26 protein-coding genes are annotated in these 12378 nt (G+C 50.2%); 1 reads left to right on the top strand and 25 read right to left on the bottom strand.

Going from position 1 to position 12378, the window contains the following annotated elements; all coding sequences use genetic code 11:
* Positions 1-25 precede the first annotated feature (25 nt).
* The 22 genes from secY to rpsJ form a co-directional block, all read right to left on the bottom strand.
* Entirely contained in the window at positions 26-1357 is a 1332-nt protein-coding gene (secY, locus tag ACOTYB_RS22810) for a preprotein translocase subunit SecY (protein WP_003863305.1), read from the bottom strand.
* A gap of 7 nt (positions 1358-1364) precedes the next feature.
* Positions 1365-1799: a 50S ribosomal protein L15 gene (gene rplO / locus ACOTYB_RS22805; protein WP_003863304.1), complete on the bottom strand. Its 435-nt coding sequence runs from the start codon at positions 1797-1799 to the stop codon at positions 1365-1367.
* A 3-nt stretch (positions 1800-1802) separates the two neighbouring features.
* On the bottom strand, positions 1803-1982 hold the full coding sequence (gene rpmD, locus ACOTYB_RS22800; RefSeq protein ID WP_003863301.1) for a 50S ribosomal protein L30: 180 nt from the start codon (positions 1980-1982) through the stop codon (positions 1803-1805).
* A 6-nt stretch (positions 1983-1988) separates the two neighbouring features.
* Complete coding sequence (rpsE, locus tag ACOTYB_RS22795) at positions 1989-2489, bottom strand: 30S ribosomal protein S5 (RefSeq protein ID WP_003863299.1); 501 nt, start codon at positions 2487-2489, stop codon at positions 1989-1991.
* A 14-nt stretch (positions 2490-2503) separates the two neighbouring features.
* A complete protein-coding gene (rplR, locus tag ACOTYB_RS22790; protein ID WP_003863297.1) occupies positions 2504-2857 on the bottom strand; it encodes a 50S ribosomal protein L18 in 354 nt (117 codons plus the stop codon).
* 9 nt (positions 2858-2866) lie between these two features.
* Positions 2867-3400 (bottom strand): 50S ribosomal protein L6, encoded by a 534-nt coding sequence (rplF, locus tag ACOTYB_RS22785; RefSeq protein ID WP_003863296.1) that lies wholly within the window; start codon positions 3398-3400, stop codon positions 2867-2869.
* 12 nt (positions 3401-3412) lie between these two features.
* Positions 3413-3805: a 30S ribosomal protein S8 gene (gene rpsH / locus ACOTYB_RS22780; protein ID WP_006178918.1), complete on the bottom strand. Its 393-nt coding sequence runs from the start codon at positions 3803-3805 to the stop codon at positions 3413-3415.
* 30 nt (positions 3806-3835) lie between these two features.
* Positions 3836-4141, bottom strand: a complete 306-nt coding sequence (rpsN, locus tag ACOTYB_RS22775) for a 30S ribosomal protein S14 (RefSeq protein WP_003863291.1) — start codon at positions 4139-4141, stop codon at positions 3836-3838.
* Between the two features lie 14 nt (positions 4142-4155).
* Complete coding sequence (rplE, locus tag ACOTYB_RS22770) at positions 4156-4695, bottom strand: 50S ribosomal protein L5 (protein ID WP_003863290.1); 540 nt, start codon at positions 4693-4695, stop codon at positions 4156-4158.
* Positions 4696-4709: 14 nt separating this feature from the next.
* Entirely contained in the window at positions 4710-5024 is a 315-nt protein-coding gene (gene rplX / locus ACOTYB_RS22765; RefSeq protein ID WP_003863287.1) for a 50S ribosomal protein L24, read from the bottom strand.
* A gap of 10 nt (positions 5025-5034) precedes the next feature.
* Positions 5035-5406: a 50S ribosomal protein L14 gene (rplN, locus tag ACOTYB_RS22760; protein WP_002919748.1), complete on the bottom strand. Its 372-nt coding sequence runs from the start codon at positions 5404-5406 to the stop codon at positions 5035-5037.
* Positions 5407-5572: 166 nt separating this feature from the next.
* Positions 5573-5827, bottom strand: a complete 255-nt coding sequence (rpsQ, locus tag ACOTYB_RS22755) for a 30S ribosomal protein S17 (protein WP_002438707.1) — start codon at positions 5825-5827, stop codon at positions 5573-5575.
* Entirely contained in the window at positions 5827-6018 is a 192-nt protein-coding gene (gene rpmC, locus ACOTYB_RS22750; RefSeq protein ID WP_003863282.1) for a 50S ribosomal protein L29, read from the bottom strand. Before rpmC ends, rpsQ begins: the two co-directional genes overlap by 1 nt.
* Complete coding sequence (gene rplP / locus ACOTYB_RS22745) at positions 6018-6428, bottom strand: 50S ribosomal protein L16 (protein WP_002919759.1); 411 nt, start codon at positions 6426-6428, stop codon at positions 6018-6020. Before rplP ends, rpmC begins: the two co-directional genes overlap by 1 nt.
* A gap of 12 nt (positions 6429-6440) precedes the next feature.
* A complete protein-coding gene (rpsC, locus tag ACOTYB_RS22740; protein ID WP_000529945.1) occupies positions 6441-7142 on the bottom strand; it encodes a 30S ribosomal protein S3 in 702 nt (233 codons plus the stop codon).
* 17 nt (positions 7143-7159) lie between these two features.
* Positions 7160-7492: a 50S ribosomal protein L22 gene (gene rplV / locus ACOTYB_RS22735; RefSeq protein ID WP_002919773.1), complete on the bottom strand. Its 333-nt coding sequence runs from the start codon at positions 7490-7492 to the stop codon at positions 7160-7162.
* Between the two features lie 14 nt (positions 7493-7506).
* Positions 7507-7785: a 30S ribosomal protein S19 gene (rpsS, locus tag ACOTYB_RS22730; RefSeq protein WP_001138117.1), complete on the bottom strand. Its 279-nt coding sequence runs from the start codon at positions 7783-7785 to the stop codon at positions 7507-7509.
* Between the two features lie 16 nt (positions 7786-7801).
* Positions 7802-8623: a 50S ribosomal protein L2 gene (gene rplB / locus ACOTYB_RS22725; RefSeq protein ID WP_000301859.1), complete on the bottom strand. Its 822-nt coding sequence runs from the start codon at positions 8621-8623 to the stop codon at positions 7802-7804.
* Between the two features lie 17 nt (positions 8624-8640).
* The gene (gene rplW / locus ACOTYB_RS22720; RefSeq protein WP_000617546.1) at positions 8641-8943 is read right to left on the bottom strand and encodes a 50S ribosomal protein L23; all 303 of its coding nucleotides are present in this window, start codon (positions 8941-8943) and stop codon (positions 8641-8643) included.
* A complete protein-coding gene (rplD, locus tag ACOTYB_RS22715; RefSeq protein ID WP_000424395.1) occupies positions 8940-9545 on the bottom strand; it encodes a 50S ribosomal protein L4 in 606 nt (201 codons plus the stop codon). Before rplD ends, rplW begins: the two co-directional genes overlap by 4 nt.
* Positions 9546-9555: 10 nt before the next feature.
* Complete coding sequence (gene rplC / locus ACOTYB_RS22710) at positions 9556-10185, bottom strand: 50S ribosomal protein L3 (protein ID WP_220153387.1); 630 nt, start codon at positions 10183-10185, stop codon at positions 9556-9558.
* 32 nt (positions 10186-10217) lie between these two features.
* Positions 10218-10529, bottom strand: a complete 312-nt coding sequence (rpsJ, locus tag ACOTYB_RS22705) for a 30S ribosomal protein S10 (protein ID WP_001181005.1) — start codon at positions 10527-10529, stop codon at positions 10218-10220.
* A gap of 380 nt (positions 10530-10909) precedes the next feature.
* Between rpsJ and ACOTYB_RS22700 the strand changes: the two genes are divergently transcribed.
* Positions 10910-11383 (top strand): prepilin peptidase, encoded by a 474-nt coding sequence (locus ACOTYB_RS22700; protein WP_220153388.1) that lies wholly within the window; start codon positions 10910-10912, stop codon positions 11381-11383.
* Here ACOTYB_RS22700 and bfr read toward each other — a convergent pair.
* The 3 genes from bfr to ACOTYB_RS22685 form a co-directional block, all read right to left on the bottom strand.
* On the bottom strand, positions 11367-11843 hold the full coding sequence (gene bfr, locus ACOTYB_RS22695; protein ID WP_003863270.1) for a bacterioferritin: 477 nt from the start codon (positions 11841-11843) through the stop codon (positions 11367-11369). The two genes, ACOTYB_RS22700 and bfr, sit on opposite strands and share 17 nt — an antisense overlap.
* Positions 11844-11915: 72 nt before the next feature.
* Entirely contained in the window at positions 11916-12110 is a 195-nt protein-coding gene (gene bfd, locus ACOTYB_RS22690) for a bacterioferritin-associated ferredoxin (protein WP_003863268.1), read from the bottom strand.
* A 178-nt stretch (positions 12111-12288) separates the two neighbouring features.
* Positions 12289-12378, bottom strand: a 90-nt coding sequence (locus tag ACOTYB_RS22685; protein WP_001676084.1) for an elongation factor Tu, incomplete at its 5' end; no start/stop codon positions are given.

The following is a 12378-nucleotide window of genomic DNA, read 5'->3' as shown; positions in this document are numbered from 1 at the left end:
TCTCCGTAACTTCTCAGGCGACCAGTTAGCGGCCGTAGCCTTTCAGGTTCGCCTTCTTCAATGCAGACTCATACTGACTGGACATCATCAGAGTTTGCACTTGAGCCATAAAGTCCATAATCACGACAACAACGATAAGCAGTGAGGTCCCACCGAAGTAGAACGGTACTTTCATTGCATCACGCATGAACTCCGGGATCAGGCAGATAAAAGTAATATAAAGCGCACCAACCAAAGTCAGGCGAGTCATTACTTTATCGATATACTTCGCCGTTTGCTCTCCCGGACGAATTCCTGGTACAAATGCACCGGACTTCTTCAGGTTATCTGCTGTTTCACGCGGGTTGAAGACCAACGCCGTGTAGAAGAAACAGAAGAAGATGATCGCAGACGCATAGAGTAACACATAAAGTGGTTGCCCAGGCTGCAAATACAGCGAAATTGTTGTCAGCCAGTTCCAACCAGTACCGCCCCCGAACCATGACGCGATGGTTGCCGGGAACAGAATAATACTGGAAGCGAAGATAGCCGGGATAACCCCCGCCATATTCACTTTCAGCGGTAAATGTGTGCTCTGTGCAGCATAGACACGACGACCCTGCTGACGTTTAGCGTAGTTCACCACAATGCGGCGTTGACCACGTTCAACGAAGACAACAAAGAACGTCACTGCAAATACTAATACTGCAACCAACAGCAACAGGAGGAAGTGCAGGTCGCCTTGACGCGCTTGCTCGATAGTATGGGCGATGGCCGGCGGGAGACCCGCAACGATACCGGCGAAGATAATGATTGAGATACCGTTACCGATACCTCGTTCAGTAATCTGTTCGCCGAGCCACATCAGGAACATGGTCCCTGTGACCAGACTTACAACAGCGGTGAAATAGAATGCAAAGCCTGGGTTTAATACCAGGCCCTGCATACCAGGCATATTCGGAAGACCGGTAGCAATACCGATCGACTGGAATATTGCCAGCACCAGAGTGCCGTAACGGGTGTACTGGCTAATCTTACGACGTCCAGACTCCCCTTCTTTCTTCAACTCTGCCAGGGCCGGATGAACGACCGTCAGCAGCTGGATAATAATTGATGCCGAAATGTACGGCATAATACCCAGTGCGAAAATAGAAGCACGGCTGAGAGCACCACCAGAGAACATGTTGAACATTTCAATGATGGTGCCTCGCTGTTGCTCAAGCAGTTTGGCAAGTACAGCGGCATCAATACCAGGGATCGGAATAAAAGAGCCAATACGGAACACAATCAGCGCGCCGATTACAAACAGCAGTCTGCGTTTCAGCTCGCCAAATCCACCTTTGGCACTTTGAAAATCTAATCCCGGTTGCTTAGCCATCTGCTACTTATTCCTCAATTTTACCGCCAGCAGCTTCGATAGCAGCACGAGCACCTTTAGTAACACGCAGGCCACGAACAGTTACCGGAGTAGAAACTTCACCAGCCAGGATCACTTTCGCGAACTCGATCTGGATACCGATAATGTTAGCCGCTTTCAGCGTGTTCAGGTCTACAACGCCGCCTTCAACTTTCGCCAGGTCAGACAGACGGATTTCCGCTGTGATCGCTGCTTTGCGAGAGGTGAAGCCGAACTTCGGCAGACGACGGTACAGTGGCATCTGGCCACCCTCGAAACCGCGACGTACGCCACCGCCAGAACGAGAGTTCTGACCTTTGTGACCACGACCACCGGTTTTGCCGAGGCCAGAACCGATACCACGACCCAGGCGTTTACCCGCCTTTTTAGAGCCTTCGGCCGGAGACAGAGTATTTAAACGCATCTCTTACTCCTCAACTTTAACCATGAAGTAAACCGCGTTGACCATACCACGAACAGCAGGAGTATCCTCGCGCTCAACGGTATGACCAATACGACGCAGACCCAGGCCAAGCAGCGTTGCCTTGTGTTTCGGCAGACGACCGATTGCACTGCGGGTTTGAGTGATTTTAATAGTCTTTGCCATGGTCAATTACCCCAGAATTTCTTCAACGGATTTACCACGCTTGGCAGCGACCATTTCTGGAGAATTCATATTTTCCAGGCCATCAATAGTTGCACGAACCACGTTGATCGGGTTGGTGGAACCATATGCTTTAGCCAGAACGTTATGAACTCCAGCAACTTCCAGAACGGCGCGCATTGCACCACCGGCGATGATACCGGTACCTTCGGAAGCTGGCTGCATGAATACACGAGAACCCGTGTGAACACCTTTAACTGGGTGTTGCAGGGTACCGTTGTTCAGCGCGACGTTAATCATATTGCGACGGGCTTTTTCCATCGCTTTCTGGATCGCTGCTGGAACTTCACGCGCTTTACCGTAACCAAAACCAACGCGACCGTTACCATCACCCACTACAGTCAGAGCTGTGAAGGAGAAAATACGACCACCTTTAACGGTTTTAGATACGCGGTTTACCGCGATCAGCTTTTCCTGCAGTTCGCCAGCCTGTTTTTCGATGTGAGCCATCTTACACCTCTACCTTAGAACTGAAGGCCAGCTTCACGGGCAGCATCTGCCAGTGCCTGGACACGACCATGATATTGGAACCCGGAACGGTCAAAGGAAACATTGCTGATGCCTTTTTCCAGAGCGCGTTCAGCGACAGCTTTACCTACAGCTGCTGCGGCGTCTTTGTTACCGGTATACTTCAATTGTTCTGAGATAGCTTTTTCTACAGTAGAAGCAGCTACCAGAACTTCAGAACCGTTCGGTGCAATTACCTGTGCGTAAATATGACGCGGGGTACGATGTACCACCAGGCGAGTTGCACCCAGCTCTTTGAGCTTGCGGCGTGCGCGGGTCGCACGACGGATACGAGCAGATTTCTTATCCATAGTGTTACCTTACTTCTTCTTAGCCTCTTTGGTACGCACGACTTCGTCGGCGTAACGAACACCCTTGCCTTTATAAGGCTCAGGACGACGGTAGGCGCGCAGATCTGCTGCAACCTGACCGATCAGCTGTTTATCAGCGCCTTTCAGCACGATTTCAGTCTGAGTCGGACATTCTGCAGTGATACCGGCCGGCAGCGGATGCTCAACAGGGTGTGAGAAGCCCAGAGACAGGCCTACTGCATTCCCTTTGATAGCTGCACGATAACCTACACCAACCAGCTGAAGCTTTTTAGTGAAGCCTTCGGTAACACCAACAACCATTGAGTTCAGCAGGGCACGCGCGGTACCAGCCTGAGCCCATCCATCCACGAAACCATCACGTGGACCGAAGGTCAGAGCGTTATCTGCATGTTTAACTTCAACAGCTTTGTTGAGGGTACGAGTCAGCTCGCCGTTTTTACCTTTGATCGTAATAACCTGACCGTCGATTTTTACATCAACGCCGGCAGGAATAACGACCGGTGCTTTAGCAACACGAGACATTCTTTCCTCCGATTAGGCTACGTAGCAGATAATTTCGCCACCAAGACCAGCCTGGCGCGCTGCACGATCAGTCATAACACCTTTAGAGGTAGAAACAACTGCGATACCAAGACCAGCCATTACTTTTGGCAGCTCATCTTTTTTCTTATAGATGCGCAGGCCTGGGCGGCTGACACGCTGAATGCTTTCTACAACAGCTTTACCCTGGAAATACTTGAGAGTAAGTTCCAGTTCCGGCTTGGTGTCGCCTTCAACTTTAAAATCTTCGATAAAACCTTCTTCCTTCAGCACGTTGGCAATTGCCACTTTCAGCTTGGCGGAAGGCATGGTGACCGCAACTTTGTTCGCGGCCTGACCGTTACGGATACGGGTCAGCATATCCGCGATCGGATCTTGCATGCTCATCTGTCTTTACTCCCGTGATTCAATTGGTAATTACCAGCTAGCCTTTTTCAAGCCTGGTACTTCACCGCGCATGGCGGCTTCACGCAGTTTGATACGGCTCAACCCAAACTTGCCCACATAACCATGTGGACGACCTGTTTGACGACAGCGGTTACGCTGACGAGACGGGCTGGAATCACGCGGCAGAGACTGCAGCTTGAGAACCGCATTCCAACGATCTTCGTCGGAAGCGTTCACATCAGAAATGATCGCTTTCAGTTCAGCGCGTTTAGCGAAGAATTTATCAGCTAAAGCTACGCGCTTTACTTCGCGTGCTTTCATTGATTGCTTAGCCATTCAGTAACCCTACCTTACTTGCGGAACGGGAAGTCAAAGGCAGCCAGCAGAGCACGGCCTTCTTCATCAGATTTCGCAGTAGTGGTAATGGTAATATCCAAACCACGCACGCGGTCGACTTTATCGTAGTCGATTTCTGGGAAGATGATCTGCTCACGGACACCCATGCTGTAGTTACCACGACCGTCGAAAGACTTAGCGGACAAGCCACGGAAGTCTCGGATACGTGGAACAGCAATAGTGATCAGGCGCTCAAGGAACTCCCACATGCGTTCGCCACGCAGAGTTACTTTACAGCCGATCGGATAGCCCTGACGGATTTTGAAGCCTGCAACAGATTTGCGTGCTTTGGTGATCAGCGGTTTTTGACCGGAGATTGCTGTCAGGTCAGCTGCTGCGTTATCCAGCAGTTTCTTGTCAGCGATCGCTTCACCAACACCCATGTTCAGGGTGATCTTCTCGACCCGAGGGACTTGCATGACAGAATTGTAGTTAAACTCAGTCATGAGTTTGTTAACTACTTCGTCTTTGTAGTAATCATGCAGTTTCGCCATCGTACTACTCCAAATTACTTGATAGTTTCGCTGTTAGACTTGAAGAAACGGACTTTTTTACCGTCTTCGAATCTAAAGCCTACACGGTCAGCCTTACCGGTAGCCGCATTGAAGATTGCAACGTTAGAAACCTGAATAGCAGCTTCTTTTTCAACGATGCCGCCTGGTTGGTTCAGGGCCGGAACCGGCTTCTGATGTTTCTTAACCAGGTTGATACCTTCAACGACGAGTTTGCCGGAAGACAGAACATTTTTTACTTTACCGCGTTTACCTTTATCTTTACCGGTTAACACGATAACTTCGTCATCACGACGGATTTTCGCTGCCATGATTCGCTCCTTAGAGTACTTCTGGTGCCAGAGAGATAATTTTCATGAACTTCTCAGTACGAAGTTCACGAGTTACCGGCCCAAAGATACGCGTGCCGATAGGCTGCTCGCTGTTATTGTTTAAAATAACGCATGCATTACCATCGAAGCGAATGACAGAACCGTCAGGGCGACGAACACCCTTCTTGGTGCGCACCACTACCGCCTTCAGCACATCACCTTTTTTGACCTTACCACGTGGAATTGCTTCCTTGATGGTGATCTTGATGATGTCGCCTACGCCTGCGTAGCGACGGTGCGAGCCACCCAGAACCTTGATACACATTACGCGACGTGCACCGGAGTTGTCGGCGACGTTCAGCATAGTCTGTTCTTGGATCATTTTAGTGCTCCGCTAATGTCAACTACTACCTGAGACTCTAAAATCAGAGCCGTTAAAAAGCCCCATATCGAGGGCGCGGCATTATAACACCGCTTCTGCAATATGGGTAGAAAAAATAAACGGCTCATCGCTGAGCCGTTTATTCGTATTGAGAATGCGTACTCTATTACAGAACCGCTTTCTCTACAACGCGAACCAGCGTCCAGGACTTAGTCTTGGACAGTGGACGGCATTCACGGATTTCAACCTTGTCGCCGATACCACATTCGTTGTTCTCGTCATGTACGTGCAGTTTGGTCGTACGCTTGATGAATTTACCGTAGATCGGGTGTTTCACAAAACGTTCGATAGCTACAACAATGGATTTCTCCATTTTATCGCTAACAACACGACCTTGCAGAGTACGGATTTTATCGGTCATTACGCACCCGCCTTCTGAGTCAGTAAAGTCTTAACGCGCGCAACATTGCGACGCACTTGCTTCAGCAGGTGAGTCTGTTGCAGCTGGCCACTTGCAGCCTGCATACGCAGGTTGAACTGCTCACGCAGCAGGTTCAGCAGCTCAGCGTTCAGCTCTTCAACGCTTTTTTCACGCAGCTCTTTTGCTTTCATTACATCACCGTCTTAGTTACAAAGGTGGTTTTGATAGGCAGTTTCGCTGCTGCCAGGCCGAAGGCTTCACGGGCCAGCTCTTCCGGAACACCGTCCATTTCATAAAGGACTTTGCCCGGTTGGATCAAGGCAACCCAGTACTCCACGTTACCTTTACCTTTACCCATACGAACTTCCAGTGGCTTCTCGGTGATCGGTTTGTCCGGGAATACACGGATCCAGATCTTACCTTGACGCTTAACTGCACGGGTCATTGCACGACGTGCTGCTTCGATCTGACGTGCAGTCAGACGACCACGGCCAACAGCTTTCAGACCGAAAGTGCCGAAGCTAACATCCGTACCCTGCGCCAGACCACGGTTGCGGCCTTTGTGCACTTTACGGAATTTTGTACGCTTTGGTTGTAACATCAGCGACGCTCCTTATTTACGGCCTTTACGCTGCTGCTTTTTAGGTTGAGCAGCCGGTTTTTCCGGTTGTTCAACAGCAGCCATACCACCCAGGATCTCACCTTTGAAGATCCATACCTTAACGCCGATTACACCGTAAGTGGTGTGCGCTTCAGAGGTGTTGTAGTCGATGTCAGCACGCAGAGTGTGCAGCGGTACGCGACCTTCGCGGTACCATTCGGTACGTGCGATTTCCGCGCCGCCCAGACGGCCGCTAACTTCAACTTTGATACCTTTAGCGCCCAGACGCATTGCGTTCTGTACAGCACGCTTCATAGCACGACGGAACATAACACGACGTTCCAGCTGAGAAGTGATGCTGTCAGCAACCAATTTAGCGTCCAGTTCAGGCTTACGAACTTCAGCGATATTGATCTGTGCAGGAACGCCAGCGATATCCGCTACGACCTTGCGCAGTTTTTCTACGTCTTCGCCTTTCTTACCGATAACGATGCCAGGGCGAGCAGTGTGAATAGTCACACGGATGCTCTTAGCTGGACGCTCGATAACGATACGAGATACAGACGCTTTAGCCAGTTCCTTAGTCAGGTACTGACGTACTTTAAAATCGCTGTCCAGGTTGTCAGCGAATTCTTTGGTGTTCGCAAACCAGGTAGAGTTCCATGGTTTTACAATACCCAGGCGAATACCATTAGGATGTACTTTCTGACCCATTGCTAGTCTCCAGAGTCTCAGCGATCGGACACAACCACAGTAATGTGGCTGGTGCGCTTCAGGATGCGATCTGCACGACCTTTCGCACGCGGCATAATGCGCTTCATGCTTGGGCCTTCATCTACGAAAATTTTCGCGACTTTCAGATCGTCGATGTCAGCGCCATCGTTGTGTTCAGCGTTAGCAATGGCAGATTCCAGTACTTTCTTGACCAATACCGCAGCTTTCTTGTTGGTATAGGTCAGGATGTCCAGGGCCTGCGACACTTTCTTACCGCGAATCAGGTCAGCAACAAGGCGAACCTTCTGTGCAGAAGAACGAGCATGGCGATGTTGAGCTAAAGTTTCCATCTCTTCCTCCTACCTTATTTCTTCTTCGCTTTTTTATCAGCAGCGTGGCCGCGATAAGTACGAGTCGGTGCGAATTCACCCAGTTTGTGACCAACCATTTCGTCGGTAACAAAGACTGGAACGTGCTGACGACCATTATGGACAGCGATGGTCAAACCGATCATGTTAGGAAAGATCGTTGAACGACGGGACCAAGTGCGCAGGGGCTTCTTGTCTCCGCTTTCCACCGCTTTCTCTACCTTCTTCAGCAAGTGCAGGTCAATAAAAGGACCTTTCTTGAGAGAACGTGGCATGGCTTATCCTCTAAAATTATTTGCTACGGCGACGTACGATAAATTTATCAGTACGCTTGTTGCTGCGGGTCTTCTTACCTTTGGTCTGAACGCCCCACGGAGTTACCGGGTGCTTACCAAAGTTACGACCTTCACCACCACCATGTGGGTGGTCGACTGGGTTCATCGCAGTACCGCGAACGGTAGGACGAACACCACGCCAGCGTGCAGCACCAGCTTTACCCAGAACGCGCAGCATATGCTCAGCATTGCCAACTTCGCCCAGAGTAGCGCGGCAGTCTGCTTCGACTTTACGCATTTCACCAGAACGCAGACGCAGGGTGACATAAGCACCGTCACGCGCAACGATCTGAACGTAAGTACCCGCGGAACGCGCCAGCTGACCGCCTTTACCTGGTTTCATTTCTACGTTATGAACGGTAGAACCAACCGGGATATTGCGCATCGGCAGGGTGTTGCCTGCTTTGATTGCAGCATCAACGCCAGACTGAATCTGGTCGCCAGCTTTCAGGCCTTTAGGGGCCAGGATGTAACGGCGTTCGCCATCTTTGTACAGAACCAGCGCGATGTTCGCGGAACGGTTCGGATCGTACTCAAGACGCTCAACAACTGCTGGGATACCGTCTTTGTTGCGTTTGAAGTCAACAATACGATAAGCCTGCTTGTGGCCACCACCGATGTGACGAGTGGTGATACGGCCATTGTTGTTACGACCACCGGATTTGCTGTTTTTTTCCAGCAACGGAGCAAAAGGTTTGCCCTTGTGCAGCTCAGGGTTAACCACTTTAACTACGTGGCGACGACCCGGAGATGTCGGTTTACATTTAACAACTGCCATTGTATTACTCCTCCGACTTACTCAGCGCCGCCAACGAAGTCCAGGTTCTGGCCTTCTTTCAGGGTGACGTAAGCTTTTTTCCAGTCGCTACGACGACCGATACGCTGTCCGTGACGTTTAACTTTCCCTTTAACTACCAGGGTGTTAACGACTTCGACTTCGACTTCAAACAGTTTCTGCACAGCAGCTTTGATCTCTGCTTTGGTCGCGTCTTTAGCAACTTTGAGAACGATGGTGTTTGTTTTTTCCATCGCAGTAGACGCTTTTTCAGAAACGTGCGGTGCGCGCAGCACCTTCAGCAGACGTTCTTCACGAATCATGCCAGCATCTCCTCAACTTGCTTAACAGCATCAGCAGTCATTACGACTTTGTCGAAGGCGATCAGGCTAACCGGGTCGATACCAGTCGCGTCGCGTACGTCAACCTTGTGCAGGTTACGCGCGGCCAGGAACAGGTTCTCGTCCAGCTCACCGGTGATGATCAGCACATCTTCCAGAGCCATGTCTTTCAGTTTCTGTGCCAGCAGCTTAGTTTTAGGCGCTTCAACAGAGAACTTCTCGACAACGATCAGACGATCCTGACGTACCAGTTCGGACAGAATGCTTTTCAGCGCGCCGCGGTACATCTTTTTGTTAACTTTTTGACTGTGGTCCTGTGGACGCGCAGCGAAGGTCACGCCACCTGAACGCCAGATCGGGCTCTTGATAGAACCTGAACGCGCACGGCCGGTACCTTTCTGGCGCCATGGCTTTTTGCCTGAACCAGTTACTTCAGCACGAGTCTTCTGAGCACGAGTACCCTGACGAGCACCAGCTGCATAAGCAACAACAACCTGGTGAACCAGCGCTTCGTTGAAATCACGACCGAAGGTAGTTTCGGAAACAGTCAGCGCGCTCTGCGCGTCTTTCAATACTAATTCCATTGCTATCCCCTTACGCCTTCACAGCTGGTTTAACGATCAGGTCGCTACCGGTTGCACCCGGGACCGCACCTTTAACCAGCAGCAGGTTGCGCTCAGCGTCAACACGTACTACGTCCAGGCTCTGAACGGTTACACGTTCGTTGCCCAGCTGACCTGCCATTTTCTTGCCTTTGAACACTTTGCCCGGAGTCTGGTTCTGACCGATAGAACCCGGAACGCGGTGAGACAAGGAGTTACCGTGAGTAGCGTCCTGGGTACGGAAGTTCCAGCGCTTAACGGTACCAGCAAAACCTTTACCTTTAGAGGTACCGGTTACGTCAACTTTTTTAACGTCAGCAAACACCTCAACGCTAATGTCCTGACCTACGGTGAACTCTTCGCCTTCAGCAAGACGGAATTCCCACAGACCACGGCCAGCTTCAACGCCAGCTTTAGCGAAGTGACCCGCTTCTGGTTTGGTTACACGGTTAGCTTTTTTAGCACCAGTGGTAACCTGAATAGCGCGGTAGCCATCGTTAGCCAGATCTTTAACCTGAGTAACGCGGTTTGCTTCAACTTCGATTACGGTTACTGGGATAGAAACGCCATCTTCAGTGAAGATGCGGGTCATACCCACTTTTTTACCGACTAAACCAATCATTGTTTCAACCTCTCAATCGCTCGATGACCTGATTAACCCAGGCTGATCTGCACGTCTACACCGGCAGCCAGATCCAGACGCATCAGAGCATCAACGGTTTTCTCAGTTGGCTCAACGATGTCAACCAGACGCTTGTGAGTGCGGATTTCGTACTGATCACGCGCATCTTTGTTAACGTGCGGAGAGATCAGAACGGTAAAGCGCTCTTTGCGGGTCGGCAGCGGGATCGGACCACGGACTTGCGCACCAGTGCGCTTAGCAGTCTCGACGATTTCCGCGGTTGATTGATCGATCAGACGATGATCAAACGCTTTAAGGCGGATACGGATTCTTTGGTTCTGCATGAGACCAGAGCTCCAATTATTTTATAAACGAAAATGATTACTCCTCAAACCCATTACGATTGATGGGAGAGTGTAACCGTTCTTACGTAGCTCCCCAATTGGGAGCATTGTTGAGTAACAAAGTGAGCTACTCTGGTTCAGATTGAACCCGCCGTCAATTACGACAAGCCCGCGCATTATACGTAAATCTGGGGAAGACGCAAGTGCCGTTTAGAAATTAAGCGCTAAAGACGTACTCTGCGTAAGGCCTCGCATTTTTTTATGCAAAGTATCCCTTCTCAACTCTTTGTCTGAAGCCGCTACGCAATTGCTGTTTTTGCACATTGCCGGACATGCAGATTATCACGAGTATGCGCTCAAACCGTTTTGAGGCTTTCGCTATGCTACTGTCCCTCCCCTTTCTGCTGATCTATTTTGCTTTATCGGCCTTGCTTGTTCGCACCTATATTCGCACGGGGCTTCTTCCCGATAAATTTCTTTGCCCGCTGCTATGGACCGGCCTGCTTTACCAGCTCTGCCTCCATCCTGATTTTTTGCCGAGCGCGGTGGTGGGTGCGATGGCAGGATACGCCGGATTCGCCGTTATCTATTGGGGATATCGGCTCATCTGCCGACGTGAAGGTATGGGATATGGCGACATAAAATATCTGGCGGCGCTGGGGGCATGGCATGGCTGGTGTGTACTGCCAGTACTGGCACTCGTAGCCGCGTTAATGGCTCTGCTGTATCTGGTTGCTTTCTCGTTGTTTACTCCTGATAAGCAGGCATTAAAAAACCCACTGCCTTTTGGGCCATTTCTGGCGGCAGCGGGTTTATGCGTTGGCTGGGAAAGCCTGATTAACTTTCCACTTTGATCTGAGACTGAAGGTAGTTCTGTAGACCAATTTTGCTAATGAGATCCAGTTCGGTCTCAAGCCAGTCGATGTGTCCTTCTTCATCGGCCAGGATCTGGATCATCATATCGCGGCTGACGTAGTCATGTACGCTGTCCGCATAGGCAATGGCTTCACGCAGGTCTTTTGCACCCTCCAGCTCCAGCCGGAGATCAGAACGCAGCATCTCTTCGACATCTTCTCCGATGCCCAGTTTTCCAAGATCCTGTAGGTTAGGAATGCCTTCGAGGAATAAAATACGCTCAATGTATTTATCGGCGTGTTTCATTTCATCAATGGACTCATGGTATTCAACATCGTTGAGGCGAGTCAGTCCCCAGTTTTTGAACATTCTTGCATGGAGAAAATACTGATTGATTGCGACAAGCTCATTTCCCAATAATTTATTGAGATAACTTATGATTTTAACATCACCTTTCATTATATAGTCCCTCCGCTTCCACTCATTGAAGCGTAGATCGGGCTACGGGGATGTCAAAAAAAAGATAGAGGCTTACGCGATCTCTTTGAATTCCGGGATCTGCATCAGTTCGTCCTGCATGATCTCACGCGCTGCGCGAACGCATTTACCGCATTGATTTCCCACCGGAACAAACTTGCGAAGCTGCTGGAAAGATTGTGGTTGAAACTGGCGAACGGCCTGACGAATTTTTTTGTCGCTTACACCATTACATAAACAAACGTACATAAAGACTCCCGTTCAAAATATGCGCAAAGTGTAAGTGAGAATGGTTATGATTACAATAGCACAGGCGCCGGAATACGTGGCGGGAGAAGACAAAAAATGCGAATTTTTATGACAGCGACTTTACGGTAGAAAACAAAAAAGGACGCCGAAGCGTCCTTTTTATTTCAGGGATAATTAATTAGCCCAGAACTTTAGCAACAACGCCCGCGCCAACGGTACGGCCGCCTTCACGGATTGCGAAACGCAGACCGTCGTCCATCGCGATTGG

This window comes from Enterobacter cloacae complex sp. IR5450 (assembly GCF_049238665.1).
Taxonomy (GTDB): Bacteria; Pseudomonadota; Gammaproteobacteria; order Enterobacterales; family Enterobacteriaceae; genus Enterobacter; species Enterobacter hormaechei_C.
Note: the sequence above shows the minus strand (reverse complement) of the source record. Positions and strands in the feature narration are given on the sequence as shown.

Bases quoted from the DNA above. Each gene is read 5' to 3' on its own strand.
- secY (WP_003863305.1), bottom strand. From the start codon at position 1,357: ATGGCTAAGCAACCGGGATTAGATTTTCAAAGTGCCAAAGGTGGATTT.
- rplO (WP_003863304.1), bottom strand. From the start codon at position 1,799: ATGCGTTTAAATACTCTGTCTCCGGCCGAAGGCTCTAAAAAGGCGGGT.
- rpmD (WP_003863301.1), bottom strand. From the start codon at position 1,982: ATGGCAAAGACTATTAAAATCACTCAAACCCGCAGTGCAATCGGTCGT.
- rpsE (WP_003863299.1), bottom strand. From the start codon at position 2,489: ATGGCTCACATCGAAAAACAGGCTGGCGAACTGCAGGAAAAGCTGATC.
- rplR (WP_003863297.1), bottom strand. From the start codon at position 2,857: ATGGATAAGAAATCTGCTCGTATCCGTCGTGCGACCCGCGCACGCCGC.
- rplF (WP_003863296.1), bottom strand. From the start codon at position 3,400: ATGTCTCGTGTTGCTAAAGCACCGGTCGTTATTCCTGCCGGCGTTGAT.
- rpsH (WP_006178918.1), bottom strand. From the start codon at position 3,805: ATGAGCATGCAAGATCCGATCGCGGATATGCTGACCCGTATCCGTAAC.
- rpsN (WP_003863291.1), bottom strand. From the start codon at position 4,141: ATGGCTAAGCAATCAATGAAAGCACGCGAAGTAAAGCGCGTAGCTTTA.
- rplE (WP_003863290.1), bottom strand. From the start codon at position 4,695: ATGGCGAAACTGCATGATTACTACAAAGACGAAGTAGTTAACAAACTC.
- rplX (WP_003863287.1), bottom strand. From the start codon at position 5,024: ATGGCAGCGAAAATCCGTCGTGATGACGAAGTTATCGTGTTAACCGGT.
- rplN (WP_002919748.1), bottom strand. From the start codon at position 5,406: ATGATCCAAGAACAGACTATGCTGAACGTCGCCGACAACTCCGGTGCA.
- rpsQ (WP_002438707.1), bottom strand. From the start codon at position 5,827: ATGACCGATAAAATCCGTACTCTGCAAGGTCGTGTTGTTAGCGATAAA.
- rpmC (WP_003863282.1), bottom strand. From the start codon at position 6,018: ATGAAAGCAAAAGAGCTGCGTGAAAAAAGCGTTGAAGAGCTGAACGCT.
- rplP (WP_002919759.1), bottom strand. From the start codon at position 6,428: ATGTTACAACCAAAGCGTACAAAATTCCGTAAAGTGCACAAAGGCCGC.
- rpsC (WP_000529945.1), bottom strand. From the start codon at position 7,142: ATGGGTCAGAAAGTACATCCTAATGGTATTCGCCTGGGTATTGTAAAA.
- rplV (WP_002919773.1), bottom strand. From the start codon at position 7,492: ATGGAAACTTTAGCTCAACATCGCCATGCTCGTTCTTCTGCACAGAAG.
- rpsS (WP_001138117.1), bottom strand. From the start codon at position 7,785: ATGCCACGTTCTCTCAAGAAAGGTCCTTTTATTGACCTGCACTTGCTG.
- rplB (WP_000301859.1), bottom strand. From the start codon at position 8,623: ATGGCAGTTGTTAAATGTAAACCGACATCTCCGGGTCGTCGCCACGTA.
- rplW (WP_000617546.1), bottom strand. From the start codon at position 8,943: ATGATTCGTGAAGAACGTCTGCTGAAGGTGCTGCGCGCACCGCACGTT.
- rplD (WP_000424395.1), bottom strand. From the start codon at position 9,545: ATGGAATTAGTATTGAAAGACGCGCAGAGCGCGCTGACTGTTTCCGAA.
- rplC (WP_220153387.1), bottom strand. From the start codon at position 10,185: ATGATTGGTTTAGTCGGTAAAAAAGTGGGTATGACCCGCATCTTCACT.
- rpsJ (WP_001181005.1), bottom strand. From the start codon at position 10,529: ATGCAGAACCAAAGAATCCGTATCCGCCTTAAAGCGTTTGATCATCGT.
- ACOTYB_RS22700 (WP_220153388.1), top strand. From the start codon at position 10,910: ATGCTACTGTCCCTCCCCTTTCTGCTGATCTATTTTGCTTTATCGGCC.
- bfr (WP_003863270.1), bottom strand. From the start codon at position 11,843: ATGAAAGGTGATGTTAAAATCATAAGTTATCTCAATAAATTATTGGGA.
- bfd (WP_003863268.1), bottom strand. From the start codon at position 12,110: ATGTACGTTTGTTTATGTAATGGTGTAAGCGACAAAAAAATTCGTCAG.